Origin of the sequence: Haematobacter massiliensis (assembly GCF_000740795.1) — a bacterium.
GTDB classification, from domain to species: Bacteria; Pseudomonadota; Alphaproteobacteria; order Rhodobacterales; family Rhodobacteraceae; genus Haematobacter; species Haematobacter massiliensis.
This window is the reverse complement of record NZ_JGYG01000014.1, coordinates 22,574-39,349: the sequence shown is the minus strand read 5'-3', so window position 1 is coordinate 39,349 and position 16,776 is coordinate 22,574. Positions and strand designations below refer to the sequence as shown.

12 protein-coding genes and 2 tRNA genes are annotated in these 16,776 nt (G+C 65.0%); 4 read left to right on the top strand and 10 right to left on the bottom strand.

Going from position 1 to position 16,776, the window contains the following annotated elements:
- Positions 1-50: 50 nt before the first annotated feature.
- From CN97_RS16450 to putA, 5 genes are all read right to left on the bottom strand, one after another.
- Positions 51-917 carry an ABC transporter permease gene (locus CN97_RS16450; protein ID WP_084684225.1) on the bottom strand — a complete coding sequence of 289 codons (867 nt, stop codon included), beginning with the start codon at positions 915-917 and terminating at the stop codon, positions 51-53.
- Positions 865-1,641 (bottom strand): ABC transporter ATP-binding protein, encoded by a 777-nt coding sequence (locus tag CN97_RS16445; protein WP_035713709.1) that lies wholly within the window; start codon positions 1,639-1,641, stop codon positions 865-867. The genes CN97_RS16450 and CN97_RS16445 overlap by 53 nt, the downstream gene beginning before the upstream one ends.
- A 3-nt stretch (positions 1,642-1,644) precedes the next feature.
- A complete protein-coding gene (locus tag CN97_RS16440; protein ID WP_035713706.1) occupies positions 1,645-2,634 on the bottom strand; it encodes an ABC transporter substrate-binding protein in 990 nt (329 codons plus the stop codon).
- Between the two features lie 1,186 nt (positions 2,635-3,820).
- Positions 3,821-3,895: transfer RNA gene (locus tag CN97_RS16430), tRNA-Asn, on the bottom strand.
- A 75-nt stretch (positions 3,896-3,970) separates the two neighbouring features.
- Positions 3,971-7,420, bottom strand: coding sequence for a bifunctional proline dehydrogenase/L-glutamate gamma-semialdehyde dehydrogenase PutA (putA, locus tag CN97_RS16425; RefSeq protein ID WP_035713702.1), 3,450 nt, complete (start codon positions 7,418-7,420; stop codon positions 3,971-3,973).
- A gap of 79 nt (positions 7,421-7,499) precedes the next feature.
- Here putA and CN97_RS16420 point away from each other — a divergent pair, with 79 nt between their 5' ends.
- Positions 7,500-8,009, top strand: a complete 510-nt coding sequence (locus tag CN97_RS16420; protein WP_051911337.1) for an Lrp/AsnC family transcriptional regulator — start codon at positions 7,500-7,502, stop codon at positions 8,007-8,009.
- Here the strand turns inward: CN97_RS16420 and CN97_RS19980 are convergent.
- The gene (locus tag CN97_RS19980; RefSeq protein ID WP_051911336.1) at positions 7,993-9,207 is read right to left on the bottom strand and encodes an META domain-containing protein; all 1,215 of its coding nucleotides are present in this window, start codon (positions 9,205-9,207) and stop codon (positions 7,993-7,995) included. The genes CN97_RS16420 and CN97_RS19980 overlap by 17 nt on opposite strands.
- Positions 9,208-9,328: 121 nt before the next feature.
- Here CN97_RS19980 and selD point away from each other — a divergent pair, with 121 nt between their 5' ends.
- The gene (gene selD / locus CN97_RS16410; RefSeq protein ID WP_035713699.1) at positions 9,329-10,384 is read left to right on the top strand and encodes a selenide, water dikinase SelD; all 1,056 of its coding nucleotides are present in this window, start codon (positions 9,329-9,331) and stop codon (positions 10,382-10,384) included.
- A gap of 124 nt (positions 10,385-10,508) precedes the next feature.
- On the opposite strand, the gene CN97_RS16405 is transcribed toward selD, so the two are convergent.
- Positions 10,509-10,583, bottom strand: a tRNA-Gln gene (locus CN97_RS16405).
- 437 nt (positions 10,584-11,020) lie between these two features.
- Here CN97_RS16405 and CN97_RS16400 point away from each other — a divergent pair.
- The gene (locus CN97_RS16400) at positions 11,021-12,598 is read left to right on the top strand and encodes a TerC family protein (protein WP_035713696.1); all 1,578 of its coding nucleotides are present in this window, start codon (positions 11,021-11,023) and stop codon (positions 12,596-12,598) included.
- A gap of 54 nt (positions 12,599-12,652) precedes the next feature.
- Here the strand turns inward: CN97_RS16400 and pcaF are convergent, their stop codons facing one another.
- The 3 genes from pcaF to CN97_RS16385 are packed head-to-tail and all read right to left on the bottom strand — an operon-like array spanning position 12,653 to position 15,274.
- Positions 12,653-13,855, bottom strand: a complete 1,203-nt coding sequence (gene pcaF / locus CN97_RS16395; RefSeq protein WP_035713694.1) for a 3-oxoadipyl-CoA thiolase — start codon at positions 13,853-13,855, stop codon at positions 12,653-12,655.
- A gap of 10 nt (positions 13,856-13,865) precedes the next feature.
- On the bottom strand, positions 13,866-14,555 hold the full coding sequence (locus tag CN97_RS16390; protein ID WP_035713691.1) for a CoA transferase subunit B: 690 nt from the start codon (positions 14,553-14,555) through the stop codon (positions 13,866-13,868).
- A complete protein-coding gene (locus CN97_RS16385) occupies positions 14,552-15,274 on the bottom strand; it encodes a 3-oxoacid CoA-transferase subunit A (protein WP_035713689.1) in 723 nt (240 codons plus the stop codon). Before CN97_RS16385 ends, CN97_RS16390 begins: the two co-directional genes overlap by 4 nt.
- 149 nt (positions 15,275-15,423) lie before the next feature.
- Here CN97_RS16385 and CN97_RS16380 point away from each other — a divergent pair, with 149 nt between their 5' ends.
- Complete coding sequence (locus CN97_RS16380) at positions 15,424-16,179, top strand: IclR family transcriptional regulator domain-containing protein (RefSeq protein WP_035713686.1); 756 nt, start codon at positions 15,424-15,426, stop codon at positions 16,177-16,179.
- Positions 16,180-16,776: the final 597 nt, after the last annotated feature.

Below are 16,776 nucleotides of genomic sequence, written 5' to 3'. Positions count from 1 at the left end.
GAGGAGCAATGTCCGGGCGAACCCGACTGCTTCTACTCCGGGGGAAAAGATCAGCGTTGCTTGGGAAGGCTCCAGGGGAACAGGAGCCGCTGTGCCAGGACGACGGCCTGGAACAGGATCAGCGACATCGCCGCCAGTACGAAGAGGCCGGCCCAGGCCTGCGGCAGCTTGAAGAGCGAGGTCGAGAACTGGATGAAATAGCCGACCCCGGCGTTGGAGGCGCAGAACTCCGCCACCACGGCACCGATGACGGCCAGCGTGATGGAGATCTTCAGCGCCGAGAAGATGTAGGGCACGGCAAAGGGCAGCCGGATCTGCGTCATCTCGCGGAAGGCGGGCGCACGCAGGGAGCGGGACAGCTCTATCAGCTCCGGCGGGGTGGCGGCGAGGCCGGTGGCGGTGGAGACCACCAGCGGGAAGAAAGTGATCAGCGTGGTGATGACGATGCGCGGCGCATCGCCTGCGCCAAGAGCCACGATGATGATCGGCGCAATGGCAACCACGGGTGTCGACTGGACCACCACCAGCAACGGGTAGAGCGTTCTGGACAGGAAGGGCGAGCGCATCATCACAACCGCGAGCGGGATCGCCACGACGATCGACAGCCCGAAGCCCAGAAGCGCGACGCGCAGCGTTGACCAGATATGCTGCATCCAGCGCTCGGCGCCGATGGCGGGAAAGGCGGCCAGGATCGTTGAGGGCGCGGGGAGCAGGTAGGACGGGATGGTGAACAAGTGCACCATCGCCTCCCAGAGCAGCACCGTGCCGATCAGCGTGGCCAGCGTGGCCAGGCCGGGGAGACGGCCGATCTGCCGCAGCCAGGCCATGCGGTCGGAAGGGCGGAGGACGTCTGCACTCTCCATCTCAGGCGGCCTCGCGCCGGAGGAGGAGGTCGCGAAGATGGGAAGCGAGGTCATGGATCGCAGGCTCCTTCATGGTTTCCGGCCCCCGCGGACGGCCCGCGGGCACGGGGATTTCCGTCAGCACGGTGCCAGGACGGCCGGTCATCACCAGCACGCGGTCAGCAAGCAGGGCTGCCTCATTCACGGAGTGGGTAATGAACATCACCGTCTTGGGACGCTTTGCGAAGATGTCGAGCAGGTCGAACCCCATCACCTCGCGCGTCAGCGCGTCCAGCGCCGAGAAGGGCTCGTCCATCAGCAGGATGTCAGGATCGAGGTGCAGCGCCCGCGCGATGCCGACGCGCTGCTGCATCCCGCCCGAAAGCTCGTCGGGCAGGCGCTTGCCGAAGCCCTCCAGGCCAACCATCCGCAGCAGATCTTGTGCCCGGTCGCGATCCTCCGCGCTGACCCGGCCGCGCTTGTGACGGACGGGGAAGGTCACGTTGTCCTCGACCGTGGCCCAGGGCAGGAGCGTGGGTTTCTGGAAGACGATACCGATGTCCTCGCGCGGCCCCGTCACGGGCAGGCCGAACACCTCGACCTGGCCCCGCGTCGGCGGCAGCAGCCCCGCGACCATCCGCAGAAGTGTGGACTTGCCGCAGCCCGAGGGGCCAAGCACGGCGAGGAACTCGTGCCGGGCGACCTCGAAGCTCACATCGCGCAGCGCTTCGGTCCGGCCGGAGCGGGTTTCGAACACCTGGCCCGCATGGGAGAAGCGGATGGCTGGGGGCGGCTGCATGGCTCACATCTCCGGGATGAGGCTGCGGGTGACGGTCGTCTCCACGTCGTAGCCCGACGGATCGATACCCTGCGCCGCCGAGACGCGCGCCCAGGTCGCGGCAAGCCGGCCGGGCTCGAAGCTGCCCAGGCCATCCTTCTCGGTGACCTCGTTGAAGACCAGCGGCAGCATGTCCTTCAGCGATCCGAGCACATCCTCGGCGCCGAGTTCCGCCACCATCGAGGTGACCGCATCCGCCGCCTTCTCCGGGTTGTCATGGGCGAACTGCATCGACTTCCGATAGGCTTCGACGAAGCGCTTGGCGACATCCGGCCGGTTGGCGAGGAACTCGTCATTCGCGATCAGCGCGGCGGAATAGAGATCCAGCCCCGCGGCCGACCACGGCATCACCTCGATTTCCTTGCCGGCCTCCGTGCCCTGGTTGGTATAGCGCGTGCGGTCGGTCATCCAGGCGATGATGCCGTCGACCTGCCCGGTCATCAGCATCGGCCCCAAGGCACCAGGATCGGCCTTGATCACCTCGACGTCGCTTTCCGCGATGCCCGCGTCTTTCAGGACCAGCGGCAGGAATACGTTGGAGGAGGTAAAGGGGGAGGTGGCGATGGTCTTGCCCTTCACGTCGGCCACGTTGTCGAACCCCGTGCCCTTCACGGCGTAGAAAGCGTGCGGCCCCTTGTTGAAGATCGAGAGAACGGCGGTTACGCCTACCTTTTCCTGCGCCCGGGCGGCCATCAGCGCGCCGATATCGGACACACCGATATCCGAACTGCCGGCGGAGAGCCGCGAGATGGCGTCGGTGGAGCCGCGCCCGGAGGAAATGGTGACCTCCAGGCCCGCCGCCTCGCAGATGCCTTCGTGGATACAGACATAGATCGGCGCCTTGTCGCCGCCCGGCAGCCAGTCGAGCTGGAAGGTGACCTTGTCGGCCGCGACGGCCGGGGCGGAGAAAGCGGCAATGGCCAGGGCAGAGGCGGCGAGCCGTTGGTGCAGCATGGCGGAACCTTTCTGGATCAGTGTGCGGTTTTGGAGGACGCAGCGAGGGTTTCGAGCCGCTCAGCCGCAATTCCCTCGGCGAAAAGCTGGCGTATTGCGCAGGCTCGCTTTCCCGCGTCGCCGCCGGTCAAGCATCCAAAGCAGCGGTGCTGCGCAATGTCTGAAATATTTCCGTCTTCTATCAGTGTGTTGGCAAGCATTTGCGTTTCCGTTCGACAGAGGGTTCCGTCGAGCAATGTCCAGGACTGTGCCCCGACTGCTTCTACTCGCAGCCCTGACTATGCTGATTTTTGGCCTGATCGCGCAATGAAGAATCGACTTTTGAGATATCGATTAAAGATTGGGCACGAATTGCGCCTTGAAACGAACAAGGCGTAAGCAAAACATAAAATATAATAAATACAGTTTATTAATTGTGTCCTTCGAACTTCTTCTCAGAGTTCAAGCCAATTTTATGCCTATTAATTAATCGTTCTAATTTAGAGAACGGTCCATCGTAAATTTACTGGTCCTGATAGCTCCCCCGACAGGCTTTCCAAACGCAATTTCGGCGAGCGCCGCGGCCATTCCCGATGCTCGAGCCCGAATCGCCAAGGCAAAATATCCCCAACAGGACAACGGTTCTGGAACGTTCCGCTCCGTCAGAAGGATTGAAATCCTCTATGCGTGGTCCTCGCGTCGCGTTCTGTCGTGGCGTATGCGAGATTGCGGGCGGATGACGAATGAGGCTTGGTCAAGCCCGACCCCTTCTACCCGTTCAGCTGGCTATCCACGCGAATTTTGCGTCTAATGGACGGTGCCGCGCTGCGCAGTGGTGTTGCTGTCATCGGGTGATTCATTTCGCCGCAAATCACGAGAGCTGGGTCACCCAGTTGAGCGGTAGCTGATCACCGGCCCGCGTCCCGGCTCTCCGAAGCGGAGTCCCCCTCGCACGCAAGGTCCGTCCCTGATCGACCTAACCGGTCTATCGTTTCTCCGGCCAGGCCCTGGCCTTGGTCGTCCTGCCGGGGAAAAGGGCGGTCAGTGGGAAGCGGTATCTGCCATCGTCAATGGTCCCTCGTCGCCCATGGGATGACGCAAGCCGAAGAGATACCGGAGATGCGCACATTCCTGCCACAGTGTATCGTAGCACTACACTGCACAACGAGACTGGCAAGCGCTAAGCCCTTGCTTTTCTAGGATTTTTTGGCTCCGGCGGTAGGGATCGAACCTACGACCAATTGATTAACAGTCAACTGCTCTACCGCTGAGCTACGCCGGAACACGGGGGCGGTATAGCGGGGGGTGCGGGGGCTGTCCAGAGGCAAAAGACAACTTTTCCACACCCTCCCGAAGCTTATTCTCCGACGTCCGCGAGGAGGGCCGCATTGCCCCCCGAGGCGGTGGTGTCCACGCAGAGATGACGTTCGATCAGCACGTGACCTGCGTCCGGCTCAGCGGTGATGAGTGGCAGGATCTGCCCCTTGCGCGCGGCGAGCGCCTTGGCATAGGCGCGCCCCGCTGCCGCGTCGCCCCACCAGAGCGCGCCGGAGACACCTGTCACCGTGGCGAGCTCTTCAGGCGGCAGGCATCCGCTGACGACAACCGCTCTGCCCCCCAGGCGCTCCACCGCCGCTTTCTGAGCCGCGCGCGTCGCATCACCGGGACCGAGGCACAGGATCGGCGCGCGCGGGCGGAGCTCCAGTCGGTTCGATTCGCCCGTGGGGCCGGGCATCAGCACCGTTTGCTCCGCAGCAGCGGAGGAGCGGGCGAGCGCGCCGCGGAGAGACACCAGATCAGCTTCCGCCTTGTCCGTGCTTTCTGCCTTGGGGGCATCGAAAAGCGTGAAGCGCGCGAGGTAGTTTGGCCCGCCCGCCTTCGGGCCGGTGCCGGAAAGGCCCTCGCCGCCGAAGGGTTGCGAACCGACGACTGCGCCGATCTGGTTGCGGTTGACGTATATATTGCCTGCGTGGATGCGCTCCACCACCTCCTGTACCCGGTCGTCGATCCGGGTGTGCAAGCCGAAGGTCAGCCCGTAACCGGTAGCGTTGATCGCGTCGATGACCCTGTCGATCTCCCCCGCGCGGAAAGTGGCAAGGTGCAGAACGGGGCCGAAGATTTCCTGCCCGATATCGGTGATGGAGGAGACGCGAATGACAGCGGGCGCGATGAAATGGCCGGTGCCGGGGGCGGAAACGTCTTTCAGCAGCCGCCCTTCGCTGCGCGCCCGTGCGACATGAGCCGCGATGCCTGAGGCGGCTTCGGCGTCGATCACCGGGCCGATGTCGGTGGTGAGCGTCCACGGGTTGCCAAGAGCAAGCTCATCCATCGCGCCGAAGAGCATATGCGTGACACTGGGCGCCACATCCTCCTGCACATAGAGGCAGCGAAGCGCGGAGCAGCGCTGCCCGGCGGACTGGAAGGCGGAGGCGACGATGTCGCGGACAGCCTGCTCGGGCAAGGCAGTGGAATCCACGATCATCGCGTTCAGGCCGCCGGTCTCCGCGATCAGGGGGGCGCCGGGGGAGAGATGCTCCGCCATGGCCTTGCGGATAGCCAGCGCGGTCTCCGTGGAGCCGGTGAAGGCCACACCGTCTATCCGCGGATCGGAAGTAAGCCGGGCGCCCACGCCGCCGTCGCCGGGCAGCAGTTGCAGGGCGGTTGCGGGAACGCCCGCCTTCAACAGAAGCTCCACGGCAAGTGCGGCGATGAGCGGGGTCTGCTCTGCCGGCTTCGCGATCACCGCGTTTCCGGCGGCAAGCGCCGCGGCGATCTGACCGGTGAAGATGGCGAGCGGGAAGTTCCACGGAGAGATACAGGCGAAGGTGCCGCGAGCGGGATGGGGAAGGGCGGTCGCACCTTCGGCGTAGTAGCGCAGGAAGTCGGCCGCCTCCCGCAGCTCCGCCACCGCATCGGCCTGCGTCTTTCCAGCCTCTCGCGAGAGCAGGGCGAAGAGGCGGCCGAAATCGGCCTCGTAGAGATCGGCGGCCTGTTTCAGCACGGCGGCGCGGTCGGCGGCAGGGGCATTCCATGGCCGGGCCGCTTCGAGTGCGGCCTCCACCTGATCGGGTGTTGCGAAAACCGCGGTGCCGACGGTATCGGCGGGATCGGCGGGGTTCATCACGGTGACAGGCTCGCCGCCCGTGACGGGTCGCGCAAGGATCGGCGCAGCACGGAACCGGGCGGTGAGGAATGGCGTGCGTGCGGCCTCTATCCGGGAGAGATCGCCCGCGTCGGTCAGATCGAAGCCCCGTGAATTGCCGCGGCTCGGCTCGAATATCTCGGCAGGGCGGCGGATCACCGGGTTATGCGCATCGGCCAGATGCGCCTCCACCTCGGCGAACGGGTCGGCGGCGACGGTTTCGGCGGGCACATCCTCATCGACGATCTGGTTCACGAAGGAGGAGTTCGCACCGTTCTCCAGCAGGCGGCGGACAAGATAGGCCAGCAGGTCGCGATGCGCCCCGACCGGCGCATAGATGCGGCACCGGGTGCCCTCCCGCTCGTGCACGATGTCGTGGAGGCGCTCTCCCATGCCGTGCAGACGCTGAAACTCGAAGGCGTCGGGGTCGGTCGCCATGTCGAGGATCGCCGCAACGGTATGGGCGTTGTGGCCTGCGAACTGCGGATAAATCCGGTCCGTCATGCCGAGCAGCTTCCGCGCATTGGCGATATAGCTCACATCGGTCGCGGCCTTGCGGGTGAATACGGGGAACCCGTCCAGCCCCAGCACCTGCGCGCGCTTGATCTCGCTGTCCCAGTAGGCGCCTTTCACCAGACGCACCATGATCCTGCGGTCGAGCCGGGTGGCGAGATCGTAGAGACGGTCGATCACTGGCCCGCAGCGCTTGCCATAGGCCTGAACGACCACGCCAAAACCGTCCCAGCCCTTCAGCGCGGGGTCCGACAGCACCGCCTCGATCACCTCGAGCGAGAGGGTCAGCCTGTCCGCTTCCTCCGCATCGACATTGAAGCCGAGGTTCGCCGCACGGGCGAGACCGGCGAGCGCCCGCACGCGGGGCACCAGCTCCTCCATGACGCGCGCGCGCTTTGCCACTTCGTAGCGCGGATGCAGGGCGGAGAATTTCACAGAGATGCCGGGATTGGAGCGGATGTCGCTGCCCTTCGCGGCGGCGGCGATTGCCGTGATCGCGCGGGAGTAGTCGAGGTGATAGCGGCGGGCGTCCGCCTCCGTCCGCGCGGCCTCTCCCAGCATGTCGTAGGAATAGGTGAAGCCTTTCGCCTCCATTCCCTCTGCGCGCTTCATGGCCGACTGGATCGTCTCGCCAAGGACGAATTGTCGCCCCATTTCCTTCATCGCGCGGGAAACGGCGCCCCGGATCACCGGCTCGCCCAGACGCCGCACGGCGGCACGCAGATGGCCCGCCACGCCCGGCTCCCGCTCGTCCAGCACCCGCCCGGTCAGCATCAGCGCCCAGGTGGAGGCATTGACGAGGCTGGAGGAGGATTTGCCCAGATGCCTGCCCCAGTCCGACGGGGCGATCTTGTCCTCTATCAGCGCATCCATTGTCTCGGCATCCGGGACGCGCAGCAGCGCCTCTGCCAGACACATGAGCGAGATACCCTCATCGGTGGACAGGCCGTATTCGGCAAGAAACACTTCCATCAGCCCGGGTTTCGCGCTTTCCCGGATCAGGCGAACCAGTTCCGCTCCTTTGGCGGCGATCCGGGCGCGGTCCTCCAACGACAACCGCGCTTCCTCCATCAGTCGGGCAAGGAGGGGGCCTTCCTCTGCCAATGTCAGGGCTTCGATCTTTGTCTGAAGGTCCATCGCCGCGTCGCGCATCCGCTTTTCTCCCGTTATTCACCCATGATATACCCCTTTGAGAAGGCGGATTGCCTGCATTCAGCACAAGAGAAGGCGGATGGACCGAAAAGTAGCAGCGCCGCGGTTTGACATGCAAAGCGACGATCTGGACCGGTTTGATCGGGCCATCCTGCGCTCCCTGTCGGTGGACGGACGGCTGCCGGTGACGGAACTGGCGCGCAAGGTGGGCCTGTCCAAGTCCCCGGTTCAGGCGCGGGTGAAGCGGCTGGAAGAGGCAGGCTACATCAAGGGCTATCGCGCGGTGCTGGACCCGATCCGACTGGGCCTCGCACATGTGGCCTTTGTCGAGGTTCGGCTGTCTGACACCCGGGAGGTGGCCTTGCAGGCGTTCAACCGCGCGGTGCAGTTGATCCCGGAGGTGGAGGAGTGCCACATGATGGCTGCCTCCTTCGACTATCTGCTGAAGGTGCGGACGGGCGATATCGCCGACTATCGCGCGGTGCTGGGGGAAAAGCTGTCCACTCTCCCGCATGTCGCCTCCACCTCGACCTTTGTCGCGATGGAGGCGGTGAAGGACGAATCCCCCGTGTTCAGTGGCGGGCCTTGAGCACCGTCTCGTCCCCTGACTTCAGCAGCAGCGCCCCGTCGTCGGAAAAGTCGAACCCCGTGACGGTTGCCAGCGTGTCGAGGAACTTCCGCTCCTGATCCATCAGGGCCGGGGCACAGGCCATCATGGTCGCGCCCGCCTGCTGGAAGCGCAGCGTCTCCCCCGTCAGCTCATAGCCCGCGAAGTAGCCGTTGCAGCCAGCGCGCCCCGACACACGCCCGTTAGCGAAGCGCAGCGTGACCTGGGAGTTGTCGATGATCCCGCCGCCGCCGATATCCTCCACCTGCCAGTCCTGCCCGATGAGGAGTTGTTCGGGCGCTCCGCCGCAGCCTTTGAACTCCCGCTCTCCGGCCATAACTGTCACCTGGCGCGGGAAAGGCAGCCCGGTCATGGAATCCCTGCAGACGGCATCCGCGATTGCCAGAACCACGTCGCTTCCGCCGGTGTAGCGGCGGCCCTGAGGCATCACTTCCGGGGGGGAGAGATGGCCCGAGATGCTTTCGCCCTCCTGCGGGGTAAAGGTGAAGCTGCCGTTGGTGAGCGCGAGGCTCCAGCCCGGCTCATTGCCCCGCGCCATGAAATCGGCATTGGCGGTGCTGTCTATGTCGATCTGGCACTCCGGAAGCGCTCCGCCGCCAAGACTCACGGTGACGGCCGGTCCCTTGCTCCAGACAAAGGTTCCCGGGTCATCCTCTGCCTCATACTTCGCACCAGAGGCGGTTTTGGCTTCGTGAAGATCGTAGTAGTCAGCCCCTATCCGCATGCGCGCTCCGTCGTTGACGAAGCCGATCTCCACCAGCCGGTCACCGCAGCGATAGGTGGAGGCGAAACCCATCGACATGTGCTGATGCATCCTCAGCGGAGGTACGGCCACCGGGCCGCTTCCCGAGGCGATGGGCGTGGCATCCGACACCCACCTCACCTCTCCCCCGAGCTGGATGGCGCCGCGCAATACCAGCGGAATATCGGCCGGTCCCTTGATGTCGAACGGGATCGGCACCTGCCGCCCTTCGGTTCCGAAATCCCGCGCGGCGACCACCCGTCCCGTCTCATCGCGCAGTTCCAGACTTGCGACCGCGCCATCCGGCAAGGCGATCCGCTCCCGGTAGGTGAGTTCTCCCGTCACGTCGCGTTGCTGGGCAAAGGCGGCACCCCCCACGATCACCGTGGCCAAGGTTGCGCAGGACAAAAGACGCATGGCGTCCCTCCTTCATGTGTTCCACATGGGAATATAGCGGGCGAGGGCCAGAGGCAAACCAGGCCTCGACCCCGGGCAGGCCACGTGCGAGACTTTGCAGGTTGAGAACGGAGCTTCTGCCATGTCCGATCAGATCTTTTCCGAACCCCGGCTCACCTCGCTGGCGCATGGAGGCGGCTGCGGCTGCAAGCTCGCGCCATCCGTCCTGCGTGACCTTCTGGCCGAACAGCCGTTGGCGCAGGCCTTCCCCCAGCTTCTGGTGGGGAACGAAAGTTCGGACGATGCGGCGGTCTGGCAGGTGGATGACAGGACCTGTGTGATCGCCACGGCGGATTTCTTCATGCCGATGGTGGATGATCCGCGCGATTTCGGGCGTATCGCCGCGACGAATGCGATCTCCGACATCTATGCCATGGGCGGCCGGCCGATCATGGCGCTCGCCATTCTCGGCATGCCGATCGACAAGCTTTCCGTGCCGACTGTCAGGGCCATTCTGGCCGGGGGCGCGGAGATCTGTGCGGAGGCGGGCATTCCGGTTGCGGGGGGCCACTCCATCGACGCGCCGGAGCCGATCTACGGCCTTGCCGTCATCGGGCTGGCCGCGCCCGAGGATATCCGTCGCAACGGCGCCGCGCAGGCAGGCGACAAGCTCATCCTCACCAAGGGGTTGGGCGTCGGCATCTATTCCGCCGCCATCAAGAAAGGCGTTCTGCCTTCCGGCGGCTACGAGGAGATGATCGCGACGACGACGCTTCTCAACCGGATCGGGGGAGAGCTGTCCCGCGACCCGGCGGTGCATGCGATTACCGATGTCACCGGCTTCGGCATTCTGGGGCACGGGCTGGAGATGGCGAAGGGCGCGGGCCTCGGTCTGCGTCTTGAGATGGGGGCGCTGCCTGTCCTTGCCCATGCCGAGGCACTGGCAGAAGGGGGGCTGGCGACGGGCGCTTCGACCCGGAACTGGGCCAGTTATGGCGGGGACGTGGTGTTGCCCGAAGGTTTGCCCGACTGGCGATTGAAGCTGCTCACGGATCCGCAGACCTCGGGGGGGCTGCTGGTCGCCGTCGCGCCGGAGGCCGCGGAGGCAACGCTCGCCCGCATCCGCGCCGCGGGCTATGACCGCGCCAGCCTTGCCGGGGAGGTGACGGAGGGTCCGGTGAGGGTGGAGGTGGTCTGAAACCCTTCGCCGTCACCCGTCCTGCATGGGGGAGTGGCGGATGATCCATCATCGCCTAGAGGTTGGCAAAAGCAGGCCCGGAAAGGATCGGGTTATCGCAAGGATGCAGATGCTTTCCGGTAGATGGCTGGGGCGCCAGGATTCGAACCTGGGAATGGCGGTACCAAAAACCGCTGCCTTACCACTTGGCGACGCCCCAACTGCGGCGGTGTTTAGCGAAGGGCGCGGGGGGGTGCAAGACGGAAAATCGCACTTTTTGCGCCCCGCCGTCCTGCGGCTTTGCAACGGCCGGCGGACGGGGCAGGGCGCGCGAAACGACCGTCTCTCAGGCAGGATGACGGAGTGCTTGGCGCGGAGGCTGTAGCAATTCGCCGCAGCCCGGGCGCTGCAGGCCGGTTGCGGGACACGTATGGCTGCGCTAGGCTTTGCGGGCAGCATAAAGAGCGGAAGAATGCCCTCGCATTCAGACACGTTTCCTCCCCCGGAGGACGACAGTCCCGGAGAGGGACCACGACGAAGGGGGCCAGCCCCCCTGTCCGCTTGTCTTGACATGTCGAGTTTCCGCGATGGAGTTCCGTCTGCCGTGACGCGGGCCGGGGCATATGCTGCACCGAACACTCCAACAGGATTTTCCTAATGTTCTTTGAATGGATGTCCGATCCGTCGGCTTGGGTGGGGCTTGCCACGCTCGTCGTTCTGGAAATCGTTCTCGGCATCGACAACCTCGTCTTCATCGCCGTTCTGGCCGACAAGCTGCCGCCGCATCAGCGTGACAAGGCGCGGATCATCGGCCTTACGCTTGCGCTCGTCATGCGGCTGGGGCTGCTGGCCTCCATCGCGTGGATCGTGACGCTGACCCAGCCCGTGTTTTCACTGGGGGGGTACAGCTTCTCCTGGCGCGACATCATCCTGATCGTGGGCGGCGTCTTTCTGCTGTTCAAGGGGACGATGGAACTGCACGAACGGCTGGAAGGCCACATGGCGCACAAGGAACAGCGCGTGGCCCATGCGGTGTTCTGGCAGGTCATCGTGCAGATCATCGTGCTGGACGCCATCTTCTCGCTCGACAGCGTGATTACGGCGGTCGGCATGGTGCAACATGTCTCCGTCATGATGATCGCGGTCATCATCGCGGTGGGCGTGATGCTGCTGATGGCCAAGCCGCTGATGGCCTTCGTCTCGCGCCATCCGACGGTGGTGATCCTGTGCCTCGGCTTCCTGATGATGATCGGGTTCTCGCTGGTGGTGGAGGGCTTCGGCTACCACCTGCCGAAGGGATATCTCTATGCTGCCATCGGGTTCTCGGTGATGGTCGAGGCGCTGAACCAGATCAGCCGTCGTAACCGGGAGCGGTCGCTGACCTCCGGCGACATGCGGGACAGGGCGGCGGAGGCGGTGCTGCGCATGCTCGGCGGGCGGTCCCGGTCCTCGGGAGAGCTGTCGGGCGACGCCGAGGTGATTGCCCAGCAGTCGAGCGAGGCGGGCCTGTTCGGCGCGGAGGAGCAGGAGATGATCCGGGGTGTCCTGACGCTGGCGGAACGCCCCGCGACCTCCGTCATGACGCCACGGACGGAGATCGACTGGCTCGATCTGAACATGCCCGTTGCGGCGCTGCAGGAGCAGATCCTGCGCGAAGGGCATTCGCGGTATCTGGTCGCGCGGGGCAGCATCGAAAACTTCGTGGGCGTAGCGCTTACCCGCGACCTGATGCGGGATGTTCTGGCGGAAGGGGCGATCAACCTCGATCGCTCACTGAAACAGCCGCTTGTGCTGCATGAAAGCGTCAATGCGCTCCGCGTCATGGAGCAGCTCCGCAAGACGCCGGTGCAGATGGCGGTGATCGTGGACGAATTCGGCACCATCGAAGGCATCGCCACGCCAACCGACATCCTCGAAGCCATCGCCGGCGATTTCGCGGATGAGCACGACGACGAAACCACTATGGAGCGGCTCGACGACGGCTCCTATCTGGTCAGCGGCTGGGTGGATATCCGGCGGGCCTCCAACCTGCTGGAAACCGATCTGGAGGATGCGACCGAACGCTATTCGACGCTCGCCGGCTATATCCTGTGGCAGCTCGGCCATCTGCCCGCCGTGGGCGAACGGGTGAGTGCGGGCGCGCTGGAGTTCGAGGTGACGGCAATGAACGGCCACGCCATAGACAAGGTGCGTATCCGGCGGCTGGACGAACCTCATCAGCGGGTCAATGAATGAGAGAAGGGGCGGCGGATTGATCCCGCCGCCCCTTTTCGCTGTGTTTGGTCAGTGTCAGACGCGTTCGAGCGCCACCGCGATCCCTTGGCCCACGCCGATGCACATCGTGGACAGAGAGCGCTTGCCGCCCGTCTCCTGCAGTTCGAGCGCGGCGCTGCCGGTGATCCGTGCGCCCGACATGCCGAGCGGGTGGCCGAGCGCGATGGCCCCGCCGTTGCGGTTCACGCGCTGATCGTCATCCGCGATGCCCAGATCGCGGAGCGTGGCAAGGCCCTGGCTCGCGAAGGCTTCGTTCAGCTCGATGACGTCGAAGTCCTTCTCCGTCAGGCCAAGCCGCGCCATCAGCTTCTTGGATGCGGGTGCCGGGCCGATGCCCATGATCCGCGGCGGAACGCCCGCGACGGCACCGCCCAGAACGCGCGCGATGGGTGTCAGCCCATATTTCTTCACCGCCGCTTCGGAAGCGATGATGAGCGCTGCGGCGCCGTCATTCACGCCGGAAGCATTGCCGGCCGTCACCGTGCCGCCCTTGCGGAACGGCGTGCCGAGCTTGGCCAGCGCCTCCATCGTGGTGGCGCGGGGATGCTCGTCCTTGTCGACCACCTTCGGGTCGCCCTTGCGCTGGGGAATGGTCACCGGGGTGATTTCCTTGGCCAGCCGGCCATTTTCCTGTGCTGCGGCGGCCTTGGCCTGGGAGCGGAGGGCGAAGGCGTCCTGGTCTTCGCGGTTGATATGGAAATCCTCGGCCACGTTTTCGCCGGTCTCCGGCATGGAATCGACGCCATATTGCGCCTTCATCAGCGGGTTGACGAAGCGCCAGCCGATGGTCGTGTCATAGATCTCGGCATTGCGGGAAAAGGCCGTGTCCGCCTTCGGCATCACGAAGGGGGCGCGGGACATCGACTCGACGCCGCCTGCGATCATGATCTCGGCTTCGCCCGCCTTGATGCTGCGCGCCGCCATGATGACGGCATCCATGCCGGACCCGCACAGCCGGTTGATCGTGGTTCCCGGCACGGCGACCGGCAGGCCCGCCAGCAGCAGGGACATGCGCGCCACGTTGCGGTTGTCCTCGCCCGCCTGGTTGGCGGAGCCGTAGATCACGTCGTCAATGGCTTCCCAGTCGATGCCCGCGTTACGGTCCATCAGCGCCTTCATCGGGATCGCGCCCAGATCGTCGGCGCGGACCGAGGAAAGCGCCCCGCCGAAACGGCCGATGGGGGTGCGGATATAGTCGCAGATATAGGCTTCGGTCATTCTGTCCTCCTCACAGTGCCGGAACGGTCAGATCGCCGACCGGCCCGTCGATCACCAGCCTGGCGCCGGTCATCGCTTGCAGTTCATCCAAGGTCATCGCGGCCAGCTTCTCCCGCAGGATGAAATGGCCATCCCTGATGTCCACCACCGCATGGCTGGTGTAAACGCGGGTGATGCAGGCCACGCCGGTCAGCGGGAAGGTGCAGCTCTCCACCAGCTTCGGCTCGCCTTTCTTGGTCACGTGTTCGGTGATGACACAGACCTGCTTCGCGCCGTGGACAAGGTCCATCGCGCCACCAACGGCGGGAACGCCCTTGTCGCCCACCCGCCAGTTGGCGAGGTCGCCGTTCTGCGCCACCTGAAGTGCGCCGAGGATCGCCACGTCCAGATGGCCACCGCGTACCATGGCGAAGCTGTCGGCATGATGGAAGAAGGACGCGCCCGGATTGAGCGTGATCGCCTTCTTGCCGGCGTTGATGAGATCCCAGTCCTCCTGCCCTTCGGGCGGGGCGGCACCAAAATCGAGAATGCCGTTCTCGGTATGGAAGATCACCTTGCGGCCGGGCGGCTGGTAGCGCGCCACCATCTCAGGGAAGCCGATGCCGAGGTTCACATAGGCGCCGTCCCGGATGTCCTGCGCCGCGCGCCAGGCGATCTGGGCATTGGAAAGCTTGATGTCGTCGCGAACGTTCACGGTCATTCCTGGGAAACTCCTGCGCGGATGAGCACCTCTTCCTGCTCGGGTTCGGCGACGTGGACGATGCGGTCCACGAAGATGCCGGGCGTGATCACGTTCTCCGGGTCGATGCTCCCCGGCTCCACGATATGGCTGGCCTGTACGATCGTCGTGGCCGCGGCGGTGCACATGATGGGGGAGAAGTTCCGGGCGGCCATGTTGTAGGTCAGGTTGCCCAGCCTGTCGGCATCCCGGGCCTTGATGAGGGCGAAATCGGCCTTCAGCCACCGCTCCTGCACATAGGGGCGACCGTCGAATTCCTCGATCTTCTTGCCTTCGGCAAGTTCGGTCCCGTAGCCGGTGGGCGTGTAGAAGGCGGGAATGCCCGCGCCGCCCGCCCGGATCCGCTCGGCCAGCGTTCCCTGCGGCACCAGTTCGAGTTCGATCTCACCGGCCAGGTAGCGCTCCGTGAAGGCGCGGGGATCGCTGGATTTCGGGAAGGAGCAGATCATCTTGGCGACCATGCCAAGGTCGATCATCGCGGCGATACCGACGCGGCCATTTCCGGCGTTGTTGTTGACGATTGTCAGGTTCTTCGGGCTGCCGGTTTCCTTGAAGCGGGCGATCAGCGCCGCCATCAGTTCCAGCGGTGCGCCGGATCCGCCGAAACCGCCGATCATCAACGTCGCGCCGTCACCGATCTCCGCCACGGCGTCCGCCGTGCTCGGGAGTGTCTTGTCCATGCGGGTCTCCTTCCTGCGGGCCGCGCGCTTCGGGGTCGGAACGGGTCCGGGCCGGCCGTCGCGCGCGACCCTATGCCCAGCTTTCCTCGACAGCAACAGCTTTGTGCGCTATGCGATATTTGTTCGATTATCGCATTTGAGGGCCGGAAATGACCGATGCACGCGACCTGATGGGCGGTTTTGCAAAGGGCCTGCGGGTCATCGAAACCTTCGCCGGGGTGCCGCGGCTCACCATTACCGACGTGGCGGAGCGGGCCGAGCTGGACAGGGCAACGGCGCGGCGCTGTCTGCTGACGCTCGTCAAGCTCGGTTATGCCGAGCATGACGGCAAGTTCTTCGCGCTCACCCCCAAGATCGCGCGGCTCGGCCAAGCGTGGTTGCAGGGGCTGCCGCTCGCCACGGTGATCCAGCCGCGGCTCGACAAGCTGTCGATGGAGGTCGGTCAAAGCTCCTCCGTCTCCGTGCTGGATGGAGCGGAGATCGTCTACATCGCGCGCGCCGCCCAGCAACGGATCATGTCGATCAACCTGATGGCGGGGAGCCGTCTGCCGGCGTTCTGTTCGTCCATGGGCCGTGTTCTGCTGGCCGCGCTGCCGGAAAGGCAGGCGGAGGCCCTGATCCATTCCGCCGACCGTCGCGCCTTTACCGTGCATACGCTCACCGATCCTGCTCTGCTGATGCAGGAACTCGCCCATATCCGCCAGCAGGGCTATGCAGTGATCGATCAGGAACTGGAAATCGGCCTGTGTTCCATAGCCGTGCCGGTTCTGAACGATCGGGCACAGGTCATTGCCGCGCTGAACATCGGCGCCCCGGCGGCGCAGGTTCCGGCGGTGGAAATGGCGGGGCGCTTCCTGCCCCCTCTGCGCATGGTGCAGGCCGCGCTGCGCCCCCTGCTCGCATAGGGGGATCGCGAGCGGGCGCTGCTTCGCGGCCTTCTGGCCTGTTAGGCTCTGTCAGGAAGCGGAGCGGTTGATCCCGGCTCGGTTCTTGCGGCCTTGGAGTCCCGGCAGCGGGCTTCGGGCACCGATGGTGAAAGATATCGCTGTCACTCACGTTTTGCCGGGGGAGCAGGGCATGACGATTTTCTTGCGGGCCAGGAGTTTCTTGCGGGCCAGGAGGCTGCCCCCGCCGACGACAAGCGCGCCCTGCCCATGACATACGTCAGCCGTGGTGAGCGGAATGCCTGAGACGAACGTCATCCCCCGTTTGAGCTTGAAAGGTCAGGCCATCGACCGACGCCTCTCGGCCAGTTCGGGCGCGATCGTGGACGTATCCGCAAGGTCCGGCTAACAGGCACCGCGCAATAATGGGCCTCGTACCGGGATTACGGATTGTACTTTTCAGCGGAGGAGAGTGTGCTCTCCGCAGACCGCAGACCGCAGACCGCAGACCGCAGACCGCAGACCGCAGACCGCAGACCGCAGACCGCAGACCGCAGACCGCAGACCGCAGACCGCAGACCGCAGACCGCAGACCGCAGACCGCAGACCGCAGACCGC